The organism is Pseudomonas sp. 3A(2025), from assembly GCF_054589175.1.
Map to the genome: position 1 here is coordinate 635,868 of NZ_BAAILM010000113.1, position 18,465 is coordinate 654,332.

The following is an 18,465-nucleotide window of genomic DNA, read 5'->3' on the forward strand; positions in this document are numbered from 1 at the left end:
TGGTTGTAAGCGCCGCCGTCTTCTTCGAAGGTGGCGATATTGGCATCGAACAGCGAGTCATCGGACTTGCGGCCTGTAACGATCACGTTGCCCTTGTACAGTTTCAGGCGCACGACGCCATTCACGTGTGCCTGGGAAGCATCGATCATCTGTTGCAACATCAGGCGCTCAGGGCTCCACCAGTAGCCGGTGTAGATCAGGCTGGCGTAGCGCGGCATCAGCTCATCCTTGAGGTGAGCGACTTCACGGTCCAGGGTGATCGACTCGATGGCGCGGTGAGCGCGCAGCATGATGGTGCCGCCCGGGGTCTCGTAGCAGCCACGGGACTTCATGCCCACATAACGGTTTTCGACGATGTCGAGGCGACCGATACCGTTCTCGCCGCCGATGCGGTTCAGCTCGGCCAGCACCTGGGCCGGGCTCAGATCCTTGCCATCGATGGCAACGATGTCGCCATTGCGGTAGGTCAGCTCAAGGTAGGTCGGGGTGTTCGGCGCATCTTCAGGCGACTTGGTCCAGCGCCACATGTCTTCTTCGTGCTCGGTCCAGGTGTCTTCCAGTACACCGCCCTCGTAAGAGATGTGCAGCAGGTTGGCATCCATGGAGTACGGCGACTTCTTCTTGCCGTGACGCTCGATCGGGATGGCGTGCTTTTCAGCGTAATCCATCAGTTTTTCGCGCGACAGCAGGTCCCATTCGCGCCACGGCGCAATGACTTTGACGCCTGGCTTGAGCGCGTAGGCGCCCAGTTCGAAGCGCACCTGGTCGTTGCCCTTGCCGGTGGCGCCATGGGAGATCGCATCGGCGCCGGTTTCATTGGCGATTTCGATCAGGCGCTTGGCGATCAGCGGACGTGCGATGGAAGTACCCAGCAGGTACTCGCCTTCGTAGACGGTGTTGGCGCGGAACATCGGGAAGACGAAATCGCGCACGAACTCTTCGCGCAGATCGTCGATGTAGATTTCTTTGACGCCCATGGCCTGCGCCTTGGCGCGTGCAGGCTCCACCTCTTCACCTTGCCCCAGGTCAGCGGTGAACGTCACCACCTCGCAGTTATAGGTATCTTGCAGCCACTTCAGGATCACCGAAGTATCGAGGCCACCCGAATACGCCAGAACGACCTTGTTTACGTCCGCCATGCCATCACTCCACCGGGTTGTACGGAAAACCGTCGAGTCTACCGTTCAAACCGGCAGATTTACAGTGGCGCGACAGCGAGTGATCACCAGGCGACAGGCCTCGTCTGCTCAGGAGGCCTTGCCTGGCGTACTTGTGACAGGCGCTGCGGGTGCCGGCAGACTCGCTGCCGGAGCGACCGGTGGTGCCTCTGTCGGTGCCCCGGGCATAGAGGCCGGCGCTGCGTGCTCTGGGGGCGCAACGCGGTCCAGTTGCACATTCACGCGACGGTTGCGCGCACGGTTGGCATTGTTGGTGTTGGCGGCCAGCGGGTAGCGTTCGCCATGAAAGCGCAGCGTGATCTGCTCTTCGGGCACACCATTGGCCTTGAGATAGTCCATGACCGCCAGGGCCCGGCGCCGCGACAGATCGCGGTTGGTCAGGCGATTGCCGCTGTTGTCGGAATGGCCGTCCAGCTCGATATGGTTAACCGTCGGGTCGGCCTTGATATACGCAAGCATGTTGTCCAGCCGCGCCCTGGCCTTGGCATCGAGTTCAATGCCGCCGCCCGGAAAGCCCACCTCGGCCTGCTTGATCTGATCGAAGTTCATCGGCAGCAGTTTGGCCGTACAGGCCTGATACTCGCCAAAAGCTTCACGAAACCTGGCCGGCAACAGACGTACTTCCATTGTGCCGCCACCATCGCGGGCAAAATGACGAATCACCGGACTGCGGCCTTCGAGCAAACCGGAAATCAGACGGCCGGCTTGCGCCTGGGTGGTATTGAATGGAATTTCACCGTTGCTGACCCGCACCGACCCCAGATTGATGTCGCCGCGCCCTGGCTGCCACGGCGCAGCGGCCGCCAGCAGCGTCGCCGAGCCGTTGCCCAGCGTGTTATAGGAAGCCTTCAGACGGAAAGTCGCCTGCTCGCCGGCGCGGCGCACGAACTCTCCGGCACCCAGGTCGGTGATCGGCTGGCTCAGACGGCACTCGAACTGATCGCCGTCGACCTTCCACTCGATGCTTTCCAGGCGCGTCTGGAAATTGACCGCTGCGGCCGGAAGGCTGACGACAAGGCTGAGCAAGGCTAGATATCGCTGGCGCACGGGAGGCTCCACCTGAAAAATTGGCGGCAAAACAGAAAATGCCGACCTGATTGCTTGCTATCGGTAACTTCCTACAAAACTTGATAGCGAGTGCCTGAGACTGTCTTTTCCGGTAGCATTCCGCGAGTTCGAACCGCCTGGAATCCCCAATGTCCGACCGCCTGACCCTATTGCGTCCCGACGACTGGCACATCCATCTCCGTGACGGAGCTGTGTTGCCTCATACCGTCGCCGACGCTGCGCGCACCTTTGGCCGCGCAATCATCATGCCCAACCTGGTGCCTCCGGTACGCAACGCGCAACAGGCCGATGCCTACCGCCAGCGCATCCTTGCGGCGCGACCTGCCGGCAGCCGCTTCGAACCCTTGATGGTGCTGTACCTCACCGACCAGACCACCGCCGAAGACGTACGTATCGCCAAGGCCAGTGGCTTTGTGCATGCTGCCAAGCTGTACCCGGCCGGTGCGACCACCAACTCCGACTCCGGCGTCACCAGCCTCGACAAGATCTACCCGGCGCTTGAAGCCATGGCCGAAGTTGGCCTGCTGCTGTTGGTGCACGGCGAGGTCACGCGTGGCGAAGTCGACGTATTCGACCGCGAAAAGATCTTCATCGACGAGCATCTGCGCCGCGTCGTCGAGCGCTTCCCGACCCTGAAAGTGGTGTTCGAACACATCACCACAGGCGACGCCGTACAGTTCGTCAACGAGGCATCCGCCAACGTGGCGGCGACCATTACCGCGCATCACTTGCTGTACAACCGCAATCACATGCTGGTGGGTGGTATTCGTCCGCACTTCTATTGCCTGCCAATCCTCAAGCGCAACACGCATCAGGTGGCATTGCTTGATGCCGCCACCGGTGGCAGCAACAAGTTCTTCCTGGGCACCGATTCGGCGCCGCATGCCCAGCATGCCAAGGAAGCGGCGTGTGGCTGTGCCGGCTGCTACACCGCCTATGCCGCCATCGAGCTGTATGCCGAGGCGTTCGAGCAGCGCAATGCGCTGGACAAACTCGAAGGCTTTGCCAGCCTGCATGGTCCGGCTTTTTACGGTTTGCCTGCCAACCAGGACACCATCACTTTGATTCGCGACGAATGGACAGCGCCTGCCAGCCTGCCGTTTGGCGAACTGAACGTTATACCGCTACGCGCCGGTGAAAAACTGCGCTGGCGTGTTCTGGAGGAAAACGCGTGAGTGACGATCATCTCGACGACGATCTCGACATCCACCACGGTGGCGGCGGTTCGCGCCACCCGATGGCCGCGCGCTTTCGCGGCTATCTGCCCGTTGTGATCGATGTTGAAACCGGCGGTTTCAATTCGGCCACCGATGCCCTGCTCGAAATCGCAGCCGTGACCATCGGCATGGATGAAAAAGGCTTCGTGTACCCCGACCATACCTACTTCTTCCGTGTGGAGCCTTTCGAAGGCGCCAACATCGAAGCGGCAGCGCTGGAGTTCACCGGGATCAAGCTCGATCATCCGCTGCGCATGGCTGTCAGCGAAGAAACCGCGCTGACCGACATCTTCCGTGGCGTGCGCAAGGCGATCAAGGCCAATGGCTGCAAGCGTGCTGTGCTGGTCGGCCACAACGCCAGCTTCGACCTGGGCTTTCTGAACGCCGCCGTGGCGCGCCTGGACATGAAGCGCAACCCGTTTCATCCGTTCTCCAGCTTCGACACCGCAACGCTGGCCGGCCTGGCTTATGGTCAGACCGTGCTTGCGAAGGCCTGTAACGCTGCTGGCATGGACTTCGACGGTCGCGAGGCCCACTCGGCCCGCTACGACACTGAAAAGACCGCAGAGCTGTTCTGCGGCATCGTCAACCGCTGGAAAGACATGGGCGGCTGGCGCGATTACGACTAAGCCCGCTTGCGCACCTGCACCGCGCAGGTGCGCTTTGGGTGACACGGTTATTGCAACACCGCACCACTCATCGGGCTGGCTGAATCCGCTTCAAAACAATTTTGACAAGCATTCTCATTATCATTAGTCTCGTCGGCAACTAGCAATGCACAGCGACGGTTCAAGCTTATGTATGTTTGTCTCTGCCAAGGTGTTACTGACGGTCAGATCCGGGATGCGATTCTCGAAGGCTGCTGCAGTTACCGCGACGTTCGCCAGACACTCGGTGTAGCCACTCAGTGCGGCAAATGCGCCTGCCTTGCCAAACAGGTCGTGCGTGAAACCTTGACCGAACTGCAAACCAGCCAGGCGTCGCTGGCTTATCCTGCAGAATTTTCTGCCGCATAAAAGACCCTGTTTTATCGAACCGGACCCAGTGTCCGGTTTTTTTATGCCTGCAATTCAATTACTTAGCGTCAAGATGCAGAACTCAAACATTCTTATTCAGATTTAAATTCACTTATTATTCAATAACTTAGGTTTGACAGCCGTTTAGTGCCGGCTCAAACTCGCTGCCTATAGACATTAGCCTGCGGCAGGAACACAACATGAAAGGCGACATTACAGTCATCCAGCACCTCAACAAGATCCTCGGCAACGAGCTGGTCGCCATCAATCAGTACTTCCTGCATGCACGTATGTACGACGACTGGGGCCTGACCAAAATCGGTGCCCACGAGTACCGTGAATCCATTCAGGCGATGAAAGACGCCGACAAAGTCATCAAGCGCATTCTGTTTCTCGAAGGCCTGCCCAACCTTCAGGACCTGGGCAAGATCCTGATCGGCGAGCACACCAAAGAAATGCTTGAGTGCGACCTGCGCATCGAGCACAAAGGCCTGGCCGATCTGAAAGCCGCCATTGCACACTTTGAAACCGTTGGCGATTTCGGTAGCCGCGAACTGCTCGAAGATATCCTGGAATCTCAGGAAGAGCATATCGACTGGCTGGAGACTCAACTGGGTCTGATCGTCAAAGTCAGCATCGAGAACTACCTGCAGTCGCAGATGGACAGCTGATACCGCTAGCGGTTATCGGTTGCACAATGCAGAAAGCCCCGCTCTGTTGTCAGAGGCGGGGCTTTCTTTTGTCTGCTTGCCTGTGCCGGCCGGGTTCAGACCCGGCGGGTCACTTGCATCAGGCCTTGGCTTGCTCTACAGCCTGCTTGACCAGGGTCTGCAACTCACCGTTTGCGTGCATTTCAACGATGATGTCGCTGCCGCCGACCAGTTCGCCGCCTACCCACAGTTGCGGGAAAGTCGGCCAGTTGGCGTACTTGGGCAGGTTGGCGCGAATTTCCGGGTTCTGCAGAATGTCGACGTAGGCGAATTTCTCACCGCAGGCCATCAATGCCTGAGAAGCCTTGGCAGAAAAACCGCACTGTGGCGCGTTCGGAGCGCCTTTCATGTAAAGCAGGATTGTGTTGTTGGCAATCTGCTCTTTGATCGTTTCGATGATATCCATGAAGCACCTCGGCTGAACTTTCCGACTCAGATGTCGGCACGGTGGCGCATTGTAACGGAAAGCCGAGCCTGACGCTCACACCGTCTTCAACCGATATCGGATGCCGAACCGATTGGCGTGACCTTGCGCTGCATCTGGATCTCGGTCACGGTTTCGATCTGTTCCTGGGCCACCGGCACGCCGGTCAGTTCGCCGATCAGACGCCAGTGCTCATCGAGGCCTGCGCTGATGGTTGCCATGCGATCGATCATCCTGCGTCCCGAAGCCCGGGTGACTTCATCCTCACTGCGCAGCAACTCAAAAGACATGGAGGTCATCGAGGCCGTCAGATGCGTAAGGGTGCGGGCCGTCAGCCCCAGAAGCTCCGTTAATTGACGCTCTTTTGAGTTCATGCCGAAAAACCTCCTGTAGATCTGTAAGCTTTATAACTCAGGGTTGATACTAAAGATACAAACGACTTCGTCGCACGTGATGCGCATCGCATCAGCGACCTGGCAGGTGCAAACGGGCAGTGCCCGCCCCAGCCGCTTTGTTGCAAATATTGCAAAGCAATCGGGGGGCAGTGTACAAATGCTCTCTTGCCCAACTGAACAACGGACGGAATGTCTCCCCTACCCGGTCAATGCCCCGCTTGTGGCCATGATGGGTCACCAATCCAGCAAAATACTCCCAACCCCCTGTAAATCAACGGCGCCGTTGTGTTGCTGCGACAATTTTTTATACCATCGCGCCTTCCCTATTCGTCGTTCAATCGGCTTTCGCTGCAGGTCACGACCGTTTTCCCGATATATAACCGGTTATGAACACCTGCGGTCTGTTGCAAAAAAGGTAATCAATAATGAGCGCCAGGCACTTTCTCTCGATGATGGATTACACCCCGGACGAACTGCTGGGCTTGATCCGTCGTGGCGTAGAGCTCAAAGACCTGCGAAATCGCGACGTACTTTTCGAACCCTTGAAGAATCGTGTCCTGGGCATGATCTTCGAGAAATCTTCGACACGTACCCGTCTTTCCTTTGAAGCCGGCATGATCCAGTTGGGTGGTCAGGCCATTTTTCTGTCCCATCGCGACACTCAACTGGGACGCGGCGAACCCATTGCCGACAGCGCCAAGGTCATGTCACGCATGCTCGACGCCGTCATGATCCGTACCTACGCGCACAACAATCTGGTCGAGTTTGCCGCCAATTCGCGCGTACCGGTCATCAATGGCCTGTCGGACGACCTGCATCCTTGCCAGTTATTGGCCGACATGCAGACCTTCCTGGAGCACCGTGGCTCGATCAAGGGCAAGACCGTGGCCTGGATCGGTGACGGCAACAACATGTGCAACAGCTATATAGAAGCAGCGATTCAGTTCGACTTCCAGTTGCGGGTCGCCTGCCCCTCCGGCTACGAGCCCAACCCCGAGTTTCTGGCACTGGCCGGCGACCGGGTCACCGTGACCCGCGACCCCAAAGAGGCAGTGGCCGGCGCGCACCTGGTCAGCACCGACGTCTGGACCTCCATGGGCCAGGAGGACGAAACCGCACGGCGCCTGGCGCTGTTCGCGCCTTATCAGGTCAACCGCGCCCTGCTCGACCTCGCCGCCGAAGATGTGCTGTTCATGCATTGCCTGCCTGCCCACCGTGGCGAAGAAATCAGTGAAGACGTACTCGACGATCCGCGCGCTGTGGCGTGGGATCAGGCTGAAAACCGTTTGCATGCGCAGAAGGCTCTGCTGGAGTTTCTGATCGCACCAATCCGCCAGCCATGAGCCAGCCCTTGCTGCTGAACCTGCGCAATCTGGCATGCGGCTATCAGGACCAACGTGTGGTGCAGGACCTGAACCTGCACCTTAACGTGGGCGATATCGGTTGCCTGCTGGGCTCCTCGGGCTGCGGCAAGACCACCACGCTGCGCGCCATAGCAGGTTTCGAGCCGGTACACGCCGGCGAGATCAGCCTGGGTGGCGAGGTTATCTCCCGCCCAGGCTTTACCCTGGCCCCGGAAAAGCGCCGCATCGGCATGGTGTTTCAGGACTACGCGCTGTTTCCGCACCTGAGCGTTGCACAAAATATCGGCTTTGGTATTCGTCGCCATCCGCGTCTCGATCAGGTCATCGCTGAGTTGCTGGAACTGGTCAACCTCACAGGGCTGGGCAAACGCTACCCGCATGAGCTGTCCGGCGGCCAGCAACAGCGTGTCGCCCTGGCCCGTGCGCTGGCGCCCGAGCCGCAACTGCTGTTGCTCGACGAGCCGTTTTCCAACCTCGATGTCGAGCTGCGCAAACGCCTCAGCCATGAGGTGCGCAGCATTCTCAAGGCACGTGGCACCAGTGCGATTCTGGTCACCCACGATCAGGAAGAAGCCTTCGCCGTCAGCGACCACATTGGCGTATTCAAAGAGGGACGGCTGGAGCAGTGGGACACGCCCTACAACCTCTATCACGAACCGCTGACACCCTATGTCGCCAGCTTCGTCGGCCAGGGCTATTTCATTCGCGGCCAGTTGCTCGACCATGAATCGATCAACACCGAACTCGGCGTACTGCGCGGTAACCGTGCCTACCCTGGCGCACCCGGCAGCGCGGTGGATGTCTTGCTGCGACCGGACGACATCGTGCATGCCCCGGACAGCCCGCTAAAAGCGCGGGTTACCGGGCGCACCTTTCAGGGCGCTTCGACCCTGTACAGCCTGCAACTGTCCACCGGCAGCCAGCTGGAGGCGCTGTTCCCCAGCCATGTCGATCACATGCCCGGCGATGAAGTCGCCATTCGCGTGGCCGCCGAGCACCTGGTTGCCTTTGCCGCTGCGGGCAGTGTCGCGACCCACAGCACCAGGCTCTAGTCGCTCAATTGCGACCGATTGCAGCAAAGCGTGCCGTGGTCTGCTGGGCCAGCGCTGCGGCAGGCAGCTCCACTTCCAGACCACGTCGCCCGGCACTGACGAAAATCGTTTCGAACGGCTCGGCACTCTGGTCGATGAACGTGCGCAGGCGCTTCTTCTGCCCCAGCGGGCTGATCCCGCCCAACAAGTAGCCGGTAGAACGCTGCGCGGCAGCCGGGTCGGCCATCTCGGCCTTTTTCACCCCGGCCGCCTGCGCCAGCGCCTTGAGGTCCAGGGTTCCGGCAACCGGCACCACCGCCACCAGCAACTCGCCCTTTTCGCTGCTGGCCAGCAAGGTCTTGAACACCCGCGCCGCCTCCAGCCCCAGCTTTTCGACCGCCTCAAGCCCATACGACGCCGCCTTGGGGTCATGCTCGTAGCTGTGCACACGATGCTCGATGCGGTTTTTTTTCAGCAAATCCAGGGCAGGTGTCATGGGGCACTCCATTGCGGACAGGGCGGTCGCCACTTTAAGCGAAATGCGCCCTCCGTGCCGCCGCTCTGTAACGAGAAATTTCCCACATCATAAGTAGACCGCCATGAATCGCGCTCAGACCTTGGCCGCGCTATGGTTCCGGGCAGCTATTCAAAGGCCACCCCGGCACCGGGCGGACAATAAAAAATAACAACAAGACGAGGTATGCATGACGCTTGCGATCAACCAACCCACCCTCACCGGCCAGTGTACGGCCGAATTTCTCGGCACGGCCCTGATGATCTTCTTCGGCACCGGCTGCGTGGCCGCACTCAAGGTCGCTGGCGCCAGCTTCGGCCTGTGGGAAATCAGCCTGATCTGGGGCATGGCCGTCAGCCTGGCCATTTACCTGAGTGCAGGCATTTCCGGTGCGCACCTGAACCCTGCGGTCAGCATTGCGCTGTGCCTGTTCGCCGGCTTCGAGCGCCGCAAACTACCGTTCTATGTCGCCGCCCAGGTCTGCGGGGCCTTCTGCGGCGCGAGCCTGGTCTACCTGCTGTATGTCAGCCTGATCGTCGATGTCGAACAGACCCGTCTGATGCTGCGCGGCAGCCAGGCAAGCCTGGAACTGGCCGCTGTGTTCGCCACCTACCCGCACCCGTCGATCTCGGTCGGCCAGGCGTTTGCGGTCGAGGTCATCATTACCAGCGTGTTGATGGCGGTGATCATGGCCCTGATCGATGACCGTAACGGGCTGCCGCGCGGGGCACTGGCGCCCTTGCTGATCGGCGTGCTGGTGGCGGTGATCGGCAGTTCCATGGGACCACTGACCGGTTTTGCGATGAACCCGGCACGGGATTTCGGACCGCGCCTGATGACCTTTCTGGCCGGCTGGAGCGACCTTGTCTTTACCGGTGGGCGCGACATTCCCTACATGCTGGTGCCACTGCTGGCGCCGATTATCGGTGCTTGCCTGGGCGCCGCCGGGTATCGTCTGCTGATTGCCCGCCACCTGCCGGGCGGCAAAACCCCGTCCTGCTCATGAGGCCCATCGACATGACCGACGCAAACGACAAGCACTACATCATTGCCCTCGATCAAGGCACGACCAGTTCGCGAGCCATCGTCTTCGACCGCAATGCCAATGTGGTCAGCAGCGCCCAGAGCGAATTCACCCAGCATTACCCGCAAGCCGGCTGGGTCGAGCACGACCCCATGGAAATCTTCGCCACCCAGAGTGCCTGCATGACCCAGGCCCTGGCCCAGGCCAACCTGTTGCCCAGCCAGGTGGCTGCAATCGGCATCACCAACCAGCGTGAAACCACGCTGGTCTGGGAAAAGGACAGTGGCCGGCCGATCCATAACGCCATCGTCTGGCAATGCCGGCGCAGTACACAGATTTGCCAGCAACTCAAAAGCCAGGGCCTGGAAGATTACATCCGGCAAACCACGGGGCTGGTGATCGACCCGTATTTTTCCGGAACCAAGCTCAAGTGGATTCTGGACAATGTACCCGGCAGCCGCGAACGTGCGCGCAACGGTGAATTGCTGTTCGGTACCGTAGACAGCTGGCTGATCTGGAAACTGACGGCCGGCAAGGTGCATGTCACCGATTACACCAATGCCTCGCGTACCCTGATGTTCAACATCCATAGCCTGCAATGGGACGCACGCATGCTCGAAGTGCTGGACATCCCGGCGCAGATGCTGCCGCAGGTCAAAAGCTCCAGCGAGATCTACGGGCTCACTGAAAGTGGCATTCCGATTGCCGGTATCGCCGGCGACCAGCAGGCCGCCCTGTTCGGCCAGATGTGCGTCGAGCCCGGTCAGGCCAAGAACACCTACGGCACCGGCTGCTTCCTGCTGATGAATACCGGCGACAAGCCTGTGCAATCGGCCCATGGCCTGCTGACCACCATCGCCTGCGGCCCACGCGGCGAGGTGGCTTATGCCCTTGAGGGCGCGGTCTTCAATGGCGGCTCTACGGTGCAGTGGCTGCGCGACGAACTGAAAGTGGTCAACGATGCGCTCGACACCGAATACTTCGCCAGCAAGGTCAAGGACAGCAACGGCGTGTATCTGGTCCCGGCCTTTACCGGTCTGGGCGCGCCCTACTGGGACCCGTACGCCCGAGGCGCCTTGTTCGGCCTGACCCGTGGCGTGAAGATCGACCACATCATTCGCGCGACCCTGGAGTCGATCGCCTTCCAGACCCGCGATGTCCTCGACGCCATGCAAAAGGACGCCGGCGCACGCCTCAAATCGCTGCGCGTCGATGGCGGCGCGGTGGCCAATAACTTTCTCATGCAGTTCCAGGCCGACATCCTCGGCACCCAGGTCGAACGCCCGCACATGCGTGAAACCACGGCCCTGGGCGCTGCGTTTCTGGCGGGCCTGGCCACCGGTTTCTGGAGCAATCTGGACGAATTGCGCAACAAGGCCGGTATCGAGCGGATCTTCGAGCCGCAACTGGACGACGCGCAAAGGCAGCATCACTACGCGAGCTGGCAAAGGGCAGTCGAGCGCACCCGCGACTGGGCACCCCACGACGAGGCGCTGTAAAGAAGAGTGCGGCTGGGCCATGATGGTTATCAACATTCACAGGGGTGCCACGCGATGTCGAAGACCAACCCACCGGTTTCATCCGAGCCCTACGACATCGTGGTCATCGGCGGCGGCATCAACGGCACCGGCATTGCCGCCGATGCCAGCGGTCGTGGGCTGTCGGTGTTGCTGTGTGAGCAGGACGACCTTGCCAGCCATACCTCATCGGCCAGCAGCAAACTGATTCACGGCGGCTTGCGCTATCTGGAGCACTACGAATTTCGCCTGGTGCGCGAAGCGCTGGCCGAGCGCGAGGTGCTGTTGGCCAAGGCGCCGCATATCGTCAAGCCGATGCGTTTCGTGCTGCCGCACCGGCCGCACCTGCGGCCCTCGTGGATGATCCGTGCCGGGATGTTTCTTTACGATCACCTGGGCAAGCGCGAAAAGCTGCCCGCTTCACGCCGGGTGCGTTTCGGCGCAGACAGCCCGCTAAAACCTGCCATTACCCAAGGCTTCGAATATTCCGATTGCTGGGTCGATGACGCCCGCCTGGTGGTGCTCAACGCCATGGCTGCGCGTGAAAACGGCGCGCATATCCACACGCACACGCGCTGCGTAAATGCCCAGCGGGTGAACGGTTTGTGGCAGATCAACCTGCAGGATCGCGAGGGGCACTCGTTTTCGATTCACGCCAGGGCACTGGTCAATGCCGCCGGCCCCTGGGTTGCACGGTTGCTGCGTGAAGACCTCAAGCAGAATTCGCCTTACGGCATTCGCCTGATTCAGGGCAGCCACCTGATCGTGCCGAAACTGTACGAGGGCGAGAACGCCTTTATCCTGCAGAACGAAGACAAGCGCATCGTCTTCACCATTCCTTATCTGGAGCATTTCACCCTGGTCGGCACCACTGACCGGGAATATCAGGGCGACCCCGCCAAGGTGCAAATCACCGACGCCGAAATGGGCTACATCCTCCAGGTGGCCAACGATCACTTCAACCGGCAACTGAACCGCAGCGATGTCCTGCACACCTATTCGGGCGTGCGTCCGCTGTGCAATGACGAGTCCGACAACCCCTCGGCCATTACCCGCGATTACACCCTGTCATTGAACGGCGCCGCCGGTGAAGCACCGGTTCTTTCAGTGTTCGGCGGCAAGCTGACCACCTACCGCAAGCTGGCCGAATCGGCGCTGGGACAACTGGCCGCGTACTTCCCGCACATGAAGCCGGCCTGGACCGCCAGTGCGCCATTGCCGGGTGGCGAACGCAGCATCGAGGCCAGCGAATTGACTGCCCGCTACCCCTGGCTGCCAGCCTCACTGGCCCGCCGCTGGGTGCGCACCTATGGCACGCGCAGCTGGCAATTGCTCGACGGCGCGCAAAGCCTGGCGGACATGGGCGAACACTTTGGCGCTGAACTGTATGCGCGTGAAGTCGATTACCTGTGCAACCACGAATGGGCGATGAACGTTGACGACATTCTCTGGCGGCGAACCAAGCTGGGGCTGTTTACCCATGCCGATCAACAGCGGGCCTTGCAGACCTGGCTGGATGAAAGATCGCGCGCAAGCGCTGCATAAAACATTCGGATTTCCGAACGCCTGCGCGGTCCAAATTCGGCTTCCCGGACGTCCGATAAGCGTCCTGAGGCTGAAACAATAATTTAATGCCCTATAAATCAACAACATAACCATATCGTCCGATCTGGCACGAGTCATGCTCTACACTCATTGTCGACCGCTTCAGCACCAAGGCGCGTGTCTAGCAAAGGCGCTGCTGAAGCATTCGTTAAGCCAGTGGACTGACGACAGATCGGCCACCCGAATAAAAAATGAAGTCGAGGATTCATCGATGCGTATCGTTCCCAAGTTGTTAGGCGCAGCCATCGCTGCCGCTCTGATCAGTACCCCAGTCATGGCTGCCGAACTGACCGGCACACTGAAGAAAATCAAAGAGTCCGGCACCATCACACTCGGTCACCGCGACGCGTCCATTCCGTTCTCGTACATGGCTGACGCGTCCGGCAAACCGGTGGGTTACTCCCACGACCTGCAACTGGCCGTCGTCGAAGCACTGAAAAAGCAGCTGGACGCGCCAAACCTGAACGTCAAGTACAACCTGGTAACCTCGCAGACCCGTATCCCGCTGGTGCAAAACGGCACCGTCGACCTTGAGTGCGGCTCGACCACCAACAACGCAGAACGCGGCCAGCAGGTCGACTTCTCGGTGGGTATCTTCGAAATCGGTACTCGCTTGCTGTCCAAGAAAAACTCCGAGTACAAAGATTTCGATAACCTCAAGGGCAAAAACGTGGTGACTACCGCCGGTACCACCTCCGAGCGCCTGCTCAAGTCCATGAATGCCGACAAGCAAATGGGCATGAACGTGATTTCTGCCAAGGACCACGGTGAGTCCTTCCAGATGCTCGAATCCGGCCGTGCCGTGGCGTTCATGATGGACGACGCGCTGCTGGCAGGCGAAATGGCCAAGGCCAAGAACCCGAATGACTGGGCGGTGACCGGTACTGCGCAATCGTATGAAATCTACGGCTGCATGGTGCGCAAGGGCGACGAGTCCTTCAAGAAAGCCGTCGATGACGCCATCGTTGCCGTGTACAAGTCTGGCCAAATCAACACCATCTACAACAAGTGGTTCCAGTCGCCTATCCCGCCAAAAGGCCTGAACCTGCAATTCCCGATGAGCGACGAGCTGAAAAAGCTGATCGCCGAACCGACCGACAAACCGGCTGAAGCCAAAGCAGGCTGACTCGCCGCTGTCCGCCCGGAGCCGCCTGCGCGGCGCTCCGGGCTCGCTTAACCAACACGCAACAGAGGCTTTACGAAAAGTGGCCATGTCACTTTTCGTAAAGCGCCTGGCGCAAGCGTGCATTTCGATCGACACCGAACAAGAGGGGGAGACCCTGATGAATTACAACTGGGACTGGGGTGTGTTCTTCAAGTCCACCGGCGTCGGCGACGAGACGTACCTGGACTGGTACGTTTCCGGTCTGGGCTGGACCATCGCCATTGCTCTCGTGGCCTGGATTGTCGCACTGGCACTGGGTTCGGTGCTGGGCATCATGCGCACGGTGCCTAACCGTGTGGTCTCCGGCATCGCCACCGCCTACGTCGAAATCTTCCGTAACGTACCACTGCTGGTGCAGCTGTTCATGTGGTACTTCCTGGTCCCCGACCTGCTGCCTCAAGGCATGCAGGAGTGGTACAAACAGGACCTGAACCCGACCACCTCGGCGTTCATCAGCGTGGTGGTGTGCCTGGGCCTGTTTACCGCCGCACGGGTGTGCGAACAGGTGCGTACCGGCATCGAGGCCTTGCCTCGCGGTCAGGAAGCCGCCGCGCGCGCCATGGGCTTCAGCCTGCCGCAGATCTACTGGAACGTGCTGCTGCCGCAAGCCTACCGGATCATCATTCCGCCGCTTACCTCGGAATTTCTGAACGTGTTCAAGAACTCCTCGGTGGCGTCGCTGATCGGCCTGATGGAGCTGCTGGCGCAGACCAAGCAGACCGCCGAGTTTTCGGCCAACCTGTTCGAGGCCTTCACCCTGGCGACGCTGATCTACTTCACCCTGAACATGAGCCTGATGCTGCTCATGCGCCTGATCGAGAAAAAAGTCGCCGTGCCCGGCCTGATCTCCGTAGGGGGTAAATAATGGACTTCAGTGGAATCATTCCCGCCCTGCCCGGCCTGTGGAACGGCATGGTCATGACCCTGCAACTGATGGTCATGGGTGTGGTCGGCGGCATTGCACTGGGTACAGTGCTGGCCTTGATGCGCCTGTCGCCGAGCAAGCTGCTGGCCAACATCGCCGGTGCCTACGTCAACTACTTCCGCTCCATTCCGCTGCTGCTGGTGATTACCTGGTTCTATCTGGCAGTGCCGTTCGTGCTGCGCTGGATCACCGGCGAAGACACCCCGATCGGTGCATTCACCTCCTGCGTTGTGGCGTTCATGATGTTCGAGGCGGCCTACTTCTGTGAAATCGTCCGCGCCGGTGTGCAGTCGATCTCCAAGGGCCAGATGGGTGCCGCCAAGGCACTGGGCATGACCTACGGCCAGATGATGCGCCTGATCATCCTGCCCCAGGCTTTTCGCAAGATGACCCCGCTGCTGCTGCAGCAGAGCATCATCCTGTTTCAGGATACCTCGCTGGTCTACACCGTGGGCCTGGTCGACTTCCTCAATGCCTCGCGCGCCAGCGGCGACATCATTGGCCGTGCCAATGAATTCCTGATTATCGCCGGTCTTGTGTACTTCACGATCAGCTTCGCCGCCTCGCGCCTGGTGAAGCATCTGCAAAAAAGGTTCGCCGTATGATTTCCATAAAAAATGTCAACAAGTGGTATGGGGACTTCCAGGTACTGACCGATTGCACCACCGAGGTCAGCAAGGGCGAAGTGGTCGTGGTCTGCGGTCCGTCCGGTTCGGGCAAATCGACGCTGATCAAATGCGTCAACGCGCTCGAACCGTTCCAGAAAGGCGACATCGTGGTCGACGGCACCTCGATTTCCGACCCCAAGACCAACCTGCCCAAGCTGCGCTCGCGGGTTGGCATGGTGTTCCAGCATTTCGAACTGTTCCCGCACCTGTCGATCGTCGAGAACCTGACCATCGCGCAGATCAAGGTACTGGGCCGCAGCAAGGAAGAAGCGACGCAAAAGGGCCTGCAACTGCTGGAGCGCGTCGGCCTGTCGGCGCACGCCAACAAGCACCCAGGCCAGCTTTCCGGCGGCCAGCAGCAGCGTGTAGCGATTGCTCGCGCCCTGGCCATGGACCCGATCGTCATGCTGTTCGACGAACCGACCTCGGCGCTGGACCCCGAAATGGTCAACGAAGTGCTCGACGTGATGGTGCAACTGGCCCACGAAGGCATGACCATGATGTGCGTGACCCACGAAATGGGCTTTGCCCGCAAGGTCGCCAACCGGGTGATCTTCATGGACAAGGGCCAGATCATCGAAGACTGCGCCAAAGAGGAGTTCTTCGGTGACGTGACAGCGCGCTCCGACCGCGCCCAGCAGTTCCTCGCCAAGATCCTGCAGCACTAAGTCGAGCGGCTGCCCGTGCCAACGCACGGGCAGCTATTCGCTCCGGAACGATTTGTGATGAAATGCGACCCCACCCTGACTCGCGCCGCACCGCCATCACTTGCCGTGAAACCCCGCCTGATCCGCCATCTCTTCATACCGCCCCTGCTGCTGATCCTGGTGATCGCATTGGGCTTCGGTGCCTATCGCGTCAGTGAACACTACGGCATCCGCGATTTGAGCGAGAGCGGCGCACGCCAGCTTGAACTGCACGCGCGCACCGTCGAAAGCGAGATCAGCAAATACACCTACCTGCCGAGCATCCTGGAACTGGAAGACAGTGTCGGGCAGTTGCTCAACGCGCCCAATCCCGAGCTGCAACAGCAGGTCAACCGCTATCTGGAAGGCCTCAACCGGCGCAGCCAGAGCCGCGTGATCTATGTGCTGGACACCACGGGCCGTGTGCTGGCCACCAGCAACTGGCGCGACACCGACAGCTATCAAGGCGAAGACCTGTCGTTCCGGGCCTACTTTCAGGATGCCGTGCGCGGCACGCCGGGGCGCTTTTATGGCATCGGCACCACCATCGGCGAGTCCGGCTATTACCTGGCCCACGGCCTGGAAGAAAAAGGCCGGATCATCGGCGTGGCAGTGGTCAAGGTGCGCCTGGACACCCTCGAAGAGCGTTGGCAACGAGCGCGTCTCGAAGCCTTCGTCAGCGACGAGAACGGCATCATCATTCTGTCCAGCGACCCGGCCCGGCGGCTTAAATCAGTGCGCCCGCTGACACCGACCATCAAGGAACGCCTGGCGCGCAGCCTGCAATATTACTGGTGGCCGCTCAACGAGCTGGTGCCGCTGGAGCGCGAAAGCCTGACCGAGGGCGTCGAAGAACTGACCTTCCCGGCCAACGCGAGCGTCGATCAGGAACACACCCAGGTCAGCTACCTGGCGCAGACCCGGCAACTCAATGACACACCGTGGCACCTGACCCTGCTGACCCCGCTTGAAGACCTGCGCCGCGAAGCCGCCAATCAGGGCATGTTGATGGCGGTGGCCTGCGCACTGGTGACCTTTCTGCTGATCGCCTGGAACGAGCGGCGCAAGGTGATCTCGACCCGGCTGGCGGCCCGCGAGGCCTTGCAGGCCGCCAACGATGAACTGGAACGCAAGATCGCCGAGCGCACCGAACACCTGCGCGCCAGCAACGAACGGCTCAAGGCGCAGATCCGCGAACGCCGACAGGCCGAAGAAACCCTGCGCAAGGCTCAGGATGAACTGGTACAGGCCGGCAAGCTGGCGGCCATCGGGCAGATGTCGACCAGCATCGCCCATGAGCTGAACCAGCCACTGGCGGCGCTGCGCACCCTGTCGGGCAACACCGTTCGGTTCATCGAACGCGGCTCGCTGGACATCGCCACCACCAACCTGCGCACCATCAACGACCTGGTCGACCGCATGGGGCGCATCACGGCCAGCCTGCGCGCCTTTGCCCGACGTGGTGACGACCGCGGCCAGGCGCAACTGGGCAAGGCGGTCGACGCCGCCCTGCAACTGCTCGCAGGGCGCGTCGAAAGCAGTGCACTGACCCTGCACCACGAATACACAGACAGTTTGCTGGGCATCGATCAGACGCGCCTGGAGCAGATTCTGGTCAACCTGATCGGCAATGCGCTGGACGCCATGCAGGCCCAACCGTTGCCCGAACTCTGGCTGACCGGTGCACGGGTCGAAGACCGCTACCAACTGCAAGTGCGCGACAATGGCCACGGCATCGACGATCAGGCGCGCAAGCACCTGTTCGAACCGTTCTTCACCACCAAGCCGGGCGAGCAAGGCCTGGGGCTGGGCCTGACCCTGTCGGCCAGCCTCGCCGCCGCTGCCGGTGGCAGCCTGAGCGCGGAACAACCAGAAGGCGCCGGTACAGTCTTCGTCCTCAGCCTGCCGCTTGTCGATGCCCCATCACCTCGCACAGACGTGCCCACTTGAGGCCACTG

General features: G+C 60.4%; 19 protein-coding genes. 14 read left to right on the forward strand and 5 right to left on the reverse strand.

Annotated elements, in window-relative coordinates; all coding sequences use genetic code 11:
• Nucleotides 1-1,139, reverse strand: a 1,139-nt coding sequence (locus ACYP2A_RS29525) for an argininosuccinate synthase (protein WP_459749457.1), incomplete at its 3' end; no start/stop codon positions are given.
• 108 nt (nucleotides 1,140-1,247) lie between these two features.
• Nucleotides 1,248-2,225 (reverse strand): flagellar protein MotY, encoded by a 978-nt coding sequence (locus ACYP2A_RS29530; RefSeq protein ID WP_459749458.1) that lies wholly within the window; start codon nucleotides 2,223-2,225, stop codon nucleotides 1,248-1,250.
• Nucleotides 2,226-2,374: 149 nt separating this feature from the next.
• On the opposite strand from ACYP2A_RS29530, the gene pyrC reads away from it, so the two are divergent.
• The 4 genes from pyrC to bfr all read left to right on the forward strand — a co-directional run bounded on the left by pyrC (nucleotide 2,375) and on the right by bfr (nucleotide 5,150).
• Nucleotides 2,375-3,421, forward strand: coding sequence for a dihydroorotase (gene pyrC / locus ACYP2A_RS29535; RefSeq protein WP_459749459.1), 1,047 nt, complete (start codon nucleotides 2,375-2,377; stop codon nucleotides 3,419-3,421).
• Nucleotides 3,418-4,092, forward strand: coding sequence for a ribonuclease T (gene rnt, locus ACYP2A_RS29540; RefSeq protein WP_459749460.1), 675 nt, complete (start codon nucleotides 3,418-3,420; stop codon nucleotides 4,090-4,092). The genes pyrC and rnt overlap by 4 nt, the downstream gene beginning before the upstream one ends.
• Before the next feature lie 168 nt (nucleotides 4,093-4,260).
• Entirely contained in the window at nucleotides 4,261-4,479 is a 219-nt protein-coding gene (locus tag ACYP2A_RS29545) for a bacterioferritin-associated ferredoxin (protein WP_459749461.1), read from the forward strand.
• A 200-nt stretch (nucleotides 4,480-4,679) separates the two neighbouring features.
• A complete protein-coding gene (bfr, locus tag ACYP2A_RS29550; protein ID WP_459749462.1) occupies nucleotides 4,680-5,150 on the forward strand; it encodes a bacterioferritin in 471 nt (156 codons plus the stop codon).
• Between the two features lie 118 nt (nucleotides 5,151-5,268).
• Here bfr and grxD read toward each other — a convergent pair whose 3' ends face one another.
• Both grxD and ACYP2A_RS29560 read right to left on the reverse strand, forming a co-directional pair.
• Complete coding sequence (grxD, locus tag ACYP2A_RS29555; RefSeq protein ID WP_459749463.1) at nucleotides 5,269-5,595, reverse strand: Grx4 family monothiol glutaredoxin; 327 nt, start codon at nucleotides 5,593-5,595, stop codon at nucleotides 5,269-5,271.
• 86 nt (nucleotides 5,596-5,681) lie between these two features.
• Nucleotides 5,682-5,987: a hypothetical protein gene (locus tag ACYP2A_RS29560; protein WP_459749464.1), complete on the reverse strand. Its 306-nt coding sequence runs from the start codon at nucleotides 5,985-5,987 to the stop codon at nucleotides 5,682-5,684.
• 446 nt (nucleotides 5,988-6,433) lie between these two features.
• Here ACYP2A_RS29560 and argF point away from each other — a divergent pair, with 446 nt between their 5' ends.
• Both argF and ACYP2A_RS29570 read left to right on the forward strand, forming a co-directional pair.
• Nucleotides 6,434-7,351: an ornithine carbamoyltransferase gene (gene argF / locus ACYP2A_RS29565; protein ID WP_459749465.1), complete on the forward strand. Its 918-nt coding sequence runs from the start codon at nucleotides 6,434-6,436 to the stop codon at nucleotides 7,349-7,351.
• Nucleotides 7,348-8,424, forward strand: a complete 1,077-nt coding sequence (locus ACYP2A_RS29570; protein WP_459749466.1) for an ABC transporter ATP-binding protein — start codon at nucleotides 7,348-7,350, stop codon at nucleotides 8,422-8,424. The genes argF and ACYP2A_RS29570 overlap by 4 nt, the downstream gene beginning before the upstream one ends.
• A gap of 4 nt (nucleotides 8,425-8,428) precedes the next feature.
• Here ACYP2A_RS29570 and ybaK read toward each other — a convergent pair whose 3' ends face one another.
• The gene (ybaK, locus tag ACYP2A_RS29575; RefSeq protein WP_459749467.1) at nucleotides 8,429-8,899 is read right to left on the reverse strand and encodes a Cys-tRNA(Pro) deacylase; all 471 of its coding nucleotides are present in this window, start codon (nucleotides 8,897-8,899) and stop codon (nucleotides 8,429-8,431) included.
• A gap of 208 nt (nucleotides 8,900-9,107) precedes the next feature.
• Here ybaK and ACYP2A_RS29580 point away from each other — a divergent pair, with 208 nt between their 5' ends.
• The 8 genes from ACYP2A_RS29580 (at nucleotide 9,108) to aauS (ending at nucleotide 18,457) form a co-directional block, all read left to right on the forward strand.
• Nucleotides 9,108-9,923, forward strand: a complete 816-nt coding sequence (locus tag ACYP2A_RS29580) for an MIP/aquaporin family protein (RefSeq protein WP_459749468.1) — start codon at nucleotides 9,108-9,110, stop codon at nucleotides 9,921-9,923.
• Nucleotides 9,924-9,934: 11 nt separating this feature from the next.
• On the forward strand, nucleotides 9,935-11,440 hold the full coding sequence (gene glpK / locus ACYP2A_RS29585) for a glycerol kinase GlpK (RefSeq protein ID WP_459749469.1): 1,506 nt from the start codon (nucleotides 9,935-9,937) through the stop codon (nucleotides 11,438-11,440).
• A gap of 54 nt (nucleotides 11,441-11,494) precedes the next feature.
• Nucleotides 11,495-13,003 (forward strand): glycerol-3-phosphate dehydrogenase, encoded by a 1,509-nt coding sequence (gene glpD, locus ACYP2A_RS29590; RefSeq protein ID WP_459749470.1) that lies wholly within the window; start codon nucleotides 11,495-11,497, stop codon nucleotides 13,001-13,003.
• A gap of 271 nt (nucleotides 13,004-13,274) precedes the next feature.
• A complete protein-coding gene (locus ACYP2A_RS29595) occupies nucleotides 13,275-14,189 on the forward strand; it encodes a glutamate/aspartate ABC transporter substrate-binding protein (protein ID WP_459749471.1) in 915 nt (304 codons plus the stop codon).
• 157 nt (nucleotides 14,190-14,346) lie between these two features.
• Nucleotides 14,347-15,093: an amino acid ABC transporter permease gene (locus ACYP2A_RS29600; protein WP_459749838.1), complete on the forward strand. Its 747-nt coding sequence runs from the start codon at nucleotides 14,347-14,349 to the stop codon at nucleotides 15,091-15,093.
• Entirely contained in the window at nucleotides 15,090-15,758 is a 669-nt protein-coding gene (locus ACYP2A_RS29605) for an amino acid ABC transporter permease (RefSeq protein WP_459749839.1), read from the forward strand. The genes ACYP2A_RS29600 and ACYP2A_RS29605 overlap by 4 nt, the downstream gene beginning before the upstream one ends.
• Nucleotides 15,755-16,489, forward strand: a complete 735-nt coding sequence (locus tag ACYP2A_RS29610; RefSeq protein WP_459749472.1) for an amino acid ABC transporter ATP-binding protein — start codon at nucleotides 15,755-15,757, stop codon at nucleotides 16,487-16,489. The genes ACYP2A_RS29605 and ACYP2A_RS29610 overlap by 4 nt, the downstream gene beginning before the upstream one ends.
• A 57-nt stretch (nucleotides 16,490-16,546) precedes the next feature.
• On the forward strand, nucleotides 16,547-18,457 hold the full coding sequence (gene aauS, locus ACYP2A_RS29615) for a two-component sensor histidine kinase AauS (protein ID WP_459749473.1): 1,911 nt from the start codon (nucleotides 16,547-16,549) through the stop codon (nucleotides 18,455-18,457).
• Nucleotides 18,458-18,465: the final 8 nt, after the last annotated feature.

Excerpts from the sequence above, each read along its gene's own strand:
- glpD (WP_459749470.1), top strand. The coding sequence starts at position 11,495 with ATGTCGAAGACCAACCCACCGGTTTCATCCGAGCCCTACGACATCGTG.
- argF (WP_459749465.1), top strand. The coding sequence starts at position 6,434 with ATGAGCGCCAGGCACTTTCTCTCGATGATGGATTACACCCCGGACGAA.
- glpK (WP_459749469.1), top strand. The coding sequence starts at position 9,935 with ATGACCGACGCAAACGACAAGCACTACATCATTGCCCTCGATCAAGGC.
- ACYP2A_RS29570 (WP_459749466.1), top strand. The coding sequence starts at position 7,348 with ATGAGCCAGCCCTTGCTGCTGAACCTGCGCAATCTGGCATGCGGCTAT.
- pyrC (WP_459749459.1), top strand. The coding sequence starts at position 2,375 with ATGTCCGACCGCCTGACCCTATTGCGTCCCGACGACTGGCACATCCAT.
- ACYP2A_RS29580 (WP_459749468.1), top strand. The coding sequence starts at position 9,108 with ATGACGCTTGCGATCAACCAACCCACCCTCACCGGCCAGTGTACGGCC.
- grxD (WP_459749463.1), bottom strand. The coding sequence starts at position 5,595 with ATGGATATCATCGAAACGATCAAAGAGCAGATTGCCAACAACACAATC.
- ACYP2A_RS29600 (WP_459749838.1), top strand. The coding sequence starts at position 14,347 with ATGAATTACAACTGGGACTGGGGTGTGTTCTTCAAGTCCACCGGCGTC.
- ybaK (WP_459749467.1), bottom strand. The coding sequence starts at position 8,899 with ATGACACCTGCCCTGGATTTGCTGAAAAAAAACCGCATCGAGCATCGT.
- ACYP2A_RS29610 (WP_459749472.1), top strand. The coding sequence starts at position 15,755 with ATGATTTCCATAAAAAATGTCAACAAGTGGTATGGGGACTTCCAGGTA.
- ACYP2A_RS29595 (WP_459749471.1), top strand. The coding sequence starts at position 13,275 with ATGCGTATCGTTCCCAAGTTGTTAGGCGCAGCCATCGCTGCCGCTCTG.
- ACYP2A_RS29560 (WP_459749464.1), bottom strand. The coding sequence starts at position 5,987 with ATGAACTCAAAAGAGCGTCAATTAACGGAGCTTCTGGGGCTGACGGCC.
- ACYP2A_RS29545 (WP_459749461.1), top strand. The coding sequence starts at position 4,261 with ATGTATGTTTGTCTCTGCCAAGGTGTTACTGACGGTCAGATCCGGGAT.
- bfr (WP_459749462.1), top strand. The coding sequence starts at position 4,680 with ATGAAAGGCGACATTACAGTCATCCAGCACCTCAACAAGATCCTCGGC.
- aauS (WP_459749473.1), top strand. The coding sequence starts at position 16,547 with ATGAAATGCGACCCCACCCTGACTCGCGCCGCACCGCCATCACTTGCC.